The organism is Dyella sp. 01N36, assembly GCF_056399745.1.
The window spans coordinates 1-4,433 of the sequence record NZ_JBFTRY010000244.1; the positions used below are offsets into that span (position 1 = coordinate 1).

Genomic DNA, 4,433 nt, shown 5'->3' on the forward strand with positions numbered 1-4,433 from the left:
GTGCCGCTCATGGTGGCCGCGGTCTGCTCCGGCGCGGTGCCGATCTGGGCAATGCGCATCTGTCCGAACAAGTTGGCGAGGTTGAAGAAGTGCCAGGGATCGCCGTCGCCGCTGTCCAGCGCGATATGGGTGCTGTCGAAGTGCCCAAGGGCAGCGTCGAAGCTCTGCCAGCGCCCGTGCACCCAGGCCTGCACCCAGGCGTGCGGCACGAACACGCGCGAGCTGTCGGCGTAGCGGTCGGCATAGACCATGCCGGTCACCACGCGGGCGGGGATATGTTCGGCGCGGGCCAGCGCCGCCAGCAGCACGGCGTGTTCCTTGCAGTCGCCCGCACGCTCCCGTACCACCTCCATGGCGGACGCGTAGCCGATGTCGCGGCTATGGGGCGGGATATAGGCGCTGACGAAATCGCGCAGCTGGATCATTTTCTGCAGATCGTCTTCGGCCCCGATTACCGCCTGCGCCGCCAGCTTGCGGATCGGCGGTGCGTCAGACTGGACCCAGGCATTGGGCTGCGTGTCTTCCGGCACCGGCGCCGGCTGGCCGCCCGCGACGGGGTTGCCCACATCCACCAGCCAGTTGCCATGCCCCAGCGAGGTGACGCGTTGTTCGTCCGTGCTGATCAGGGGCTGCGCATCGCCGTCGGTGACGTGGATGACGTAGCGCAGGAAGCCCGCGCGCATGGACGATGAGAGTCCCTGCGGCGAATCCACCATGGAGGCGCGCAGCATGTCGATGTCCTGCACCGGGGCCAGCGCACAGGCCTGGCTGCAGGCGAGCATGTCCAGGGGATGGCCGAGCATTTGCAGCGAACCCTTGCGGGTCTCGCCTCGTGCATTGACCCACAGGTCCATGCGTTGAACGCCGCGGGGCGTCTGCAGTACTTCGCGCTGGTGGTTCAGGACCTCAGCGCCATCGGGCAGCGACACGCGCTCGTTGCCCAGCACCTCGATGTCCACCGTGGCCACGTCCTGGCTCGCCGGATCAAACAAGTTCAACGCGTAGTGCCCCGGGCGACTGGCCGCCCCAGCCATGGCTTGTCGCTGTCCATCACTCAGCAGGGCACCCGTGGGCCAGGCCAGCGTCGATTGCTTGGCTAGTCCGGCCACGGTGGTGGTGATGGCGTAGCGGCCATCGGCCTGGCGCTGGCCGTCGACGATGCTGTCCGAGCTGGAAAGCGTGCTGCGCGAATAAAAGCCCAGCGGCTGGCTGTCGAGGGTCTCCACGCTGCGGGTCAGCACCGCCATCGGCACGGTGCGGCCGGAACGGTTGATCTCGATCTGCAGGTCCTGCGTGGTGGTAATGATCTTGCCGTCGCTGACGCGATCGATCCGCAGATGGCCGATGCGACGGCCGGCCAGCATGACTGTCATCCAGGTCGTGTTGCTGGTGGGCCCGCTCTCCATCGCCCCGGCGGCGGCGACAGGGGGAGAGCTCAGCGCGAATGCCATCCATAGCGCGGCAAGCCAGTAGCGCATAGGTCGCTCCGTGGGGACGGTGCACCTACAGTCAATGCCGGTCCGTGTGTTTCGTCAATGGAATTTGCGTGATGACGAAGCAGTCGCGCGCGATCGCGCGAGCTGCCGTCTACAATGGTTCTTTGCCACCTCCGCGGAGACATCGATGAAGCCCTTTGGCACGCCTTATTCCGATCATGCGCTGCGGGTGTTGCTGCTGGGATCGGGCGAACTGGGCAAGGAAGTGGCGATCGAGTTGCAGCGCTACGCGGTCGAGGTGATCGCCGTGGATCGTTATGCCAACGCGCCGGCGATGCAGGTGGCCCATCGCAGCCACGTCATCGACATGCTGGACGGTGCCGCACTGCGCGCGCTGATCGAAAAGGAAAAGCCCGATCTCGTGGTACCGGAGATCGAAGCCATCCACACCCCCACCCTGATCGAGCTGGAGAAAGAAGGCCTGCGCGTCATTCCCACCGCGCGCGCCGCCTGGCTCACCATGGACCGCGAAGGCATCCGCCGCCTCGCCGCCGAGGAACTGAAGCTGCCGACGTCGCGCTACCGGTTTTGCGACACCGAAGCGGAGTACCAGGACGCCGCAACCAGCATCGGCCTGCCGTTCGTGATCAAGCCGGTGATGAGCTCCTCCGGCAAGGGCCAGAGCGTGGTGCGCCAGGCTGGCGAGTTGCAGCACGCCTGGGAGTACGCGCAATCGGGCGGTCGCGCCGGCAAGGGACGCGTGATCGTCGAGGGCTTCGTCGATTTCGACTACGAAATCACCTTGCTCACCGTGCGACACAAGGATGGGGTGAGTTTCTGCGCACCTATCGGCCATCGCCAGGAAGACGGCGACTATCGCGAATCCTGGCAGCCGCAGGCGATGAGCGCGGCCGCGCTGGAGGAGGCGCAGCGACAGGCGGCGGCGATCACCGGCGCGCTGGGCGGCTGGGGCGTGTTTGGCGTGGAGTTTTTCGTGAAGGGCGACAGCGTCATCTTCTCGGAGGTGAGCCCGCGTCCGCACGACACCGGACTGGTGACGCTGATATCGCAAGACCTTTCGGAGTTTGCGCTGCACGCGCGCGCCATCCTTGGGCTGCCGATTCCGGTGATCCGCCAGCTGGGTCCGTCGGCATCGTGCGCCGTGCTGGTGGAAGGCGAGGGCGAGGCGCCCCAGTACCACGGGCTGGCCGACGCCTTGCAGGAGCCAGACACCCAGCTGCGCATCTTCGGCAAGCCGGCCGTGAAGGGCCGTCGTCGCATGGCGGTGACGCTGGCACGCGACGAAGATGTGGAGGCCGCGAAGGCAAAAGCGATCCGCGCTGCCAAGTTCATCCGCGTTACGTTTTGACGCCCTCGCGCATGGCGTGAAAGGAATACGCTTGTATCGTTGAACGAGTCGCGGGTGCCGGAGATCGTGCCAGCCCCGCATGGATGACCTGCAAGACGCCGAACATACGGAGACATTGATGCAACCGACAGGCTTCGCCCATTGGCTGGTGGTGATGGTGGAAACTTTCGCCGCCCTGTTCCTCGTGCTGCTGGCGCTGCTGGTCGTGGTCATCGCAGTGGTCTGGCTGGTCGACCGCAACCAGACCAGCAACTCCGTGCTGCGCAACTTCCCGGTGATCGGCCACTTCCGTTACTGGTTTCTGCACCTGGGTGAATTTTTCCGCCAGTACCTGTATTCCAGCGATCGCGAAGAACTGCCGTTCAACCGTGCTCAGCGCACCTGGGTGTATCGCGCGGCCAAGAACGTGGACAACACCAACAGCTTCGGTTCCACGCGCGACCTGCGTGGCGAGGGCGTGCCGTTTTTCGTCAATGCGCCATTTCCCGCGCTGGGCGAAAAACACGTCGATCCGCTGCCGGTGACGCTGGGCCCTTATTCTCGCGAACCGTATTCGCATGCCGCGTTCTTCAACATCTCGGCGATGAGTTTCGGCGCTTTGTCGGCGCCGGCCGTGCGTGCGTTGTCTCGCGGCGCGAAAAAAGCCGGCATCTGGATGGACACGGGCGAGGGCGGTCTCGCGCCGTACCACCTGGAAGGCGGCTGCGACATCATCTTCGAGATCGGCACGGCCAAGTACGGCGTGCGCACGCCCGACGGCAAACTCGACGACAACAAGCTGTTGGATATCTGTGCGCACCCGCAGGTGAAGATGGTCAGCATCAAGCTCGGCCAGGGCGCCAAACCGGGCATGGGCGGATTATTGCCGGCCGCGAAAGTAACGCCGGAAATCGCTGCGATTCGCGGCATCCCGGTGGGACAGGATTCGCAGAGTCCCAACCGTCATCTCGACATCGGCAACGTGCAGGAGCTGATGGATGCGATCCATCACATCCGCGAGCTCACCGGCAAACCGGTCGGCTTCAAGGCGGTGTTTGGCGGCGTGGAATGGATTGCGGATCTATGCGACGAGATCGGCAAGCGCGGCATCGAACACGCACCAGACTTCATCATCGTCGACGGTTCGGAAGGCGGCACCGGCGCCGCGCCGCAAACCTTGATGGAAGGCGTGGGCCTGCCCTTGCACGAGGCCTTGCCCGCACTGGTCGACTTGCTGGTGGTGCGAGGCGTACGCGAACGCATCAAGGTGATCTGTTCGGGCAAGTGCATCACCGCGTACGACGTGGCGTGGGCGTTGTCGATGGGCGCGGACTTCGTCAATTCGGCGCGTGGTTTCATGCTGTCGCTGGGGTGCATCCAGTCGCTGCAGTGCAACCGCAATACGTGCCCCACGGGTGTGACCACGCAGAATCCAAAGCTGCAGCGTGGCTTGGTGGTCGCCGACAAGAGCGAGCGCGTGGCCAACTACGCCACCAACCTGATGCACGAGGTCGGCATCATCGCGCACAGTTGCGGTGTCGATGAGCCGCGGCAGCTCAATCGCACGCATTGTCGCGTGGTGGGGGATGACGGCATCTCGGTACCGTTGGTGAAGCTGTATCCGTATCCGGTGGTGCCGAGGGCGACGC

General features: G+C 64.9%; 3 protein-coding genes. 2 read left to right on the plus strand and 1 reads right to left on the minus strand.

Annotated elements, in window-relative coordinates:
* Nucleotides 1-1,478 (minus strand): transglutaminase-like domain-containing protein (locus AC1DMG_RS20150; RefSeq protein ID WP_477180981.1); only part of this gene is annotated, 1,478 nt, incomplete at its 3' end.
* A gap of 145 nt (nucleotides 1,479-1,623) precedes the next feature.
* Here AC1DMG_RS20150 and purT point away from each other — a divergent pair.
* Nucleotides 1,624-2,805: a formate-dependent phosphoribosylglycinamide formyltransferase gene (gene purT, locus AC1DMG_RS20155; RefSeq protein ID WP_441604187.1), complete on the plus strand. Its 1,182-nt coding sequence runs from the start codon at nucleotides 1,624-1,626 to the stop codon at nucleotides 2,803-2,805.
* Nucleotides 2,806-2,923: 118 nt separating this feature from the next.
* A partial coding sequence (locus AC1DMG_RS20160) for an FMN-binding glutamate synthase family protein (RefSeq protein WP_477180982.1) occupies nucleotides 2,924-4,433 on the plus strand: 1,510 nt, incomplete at its 3' end.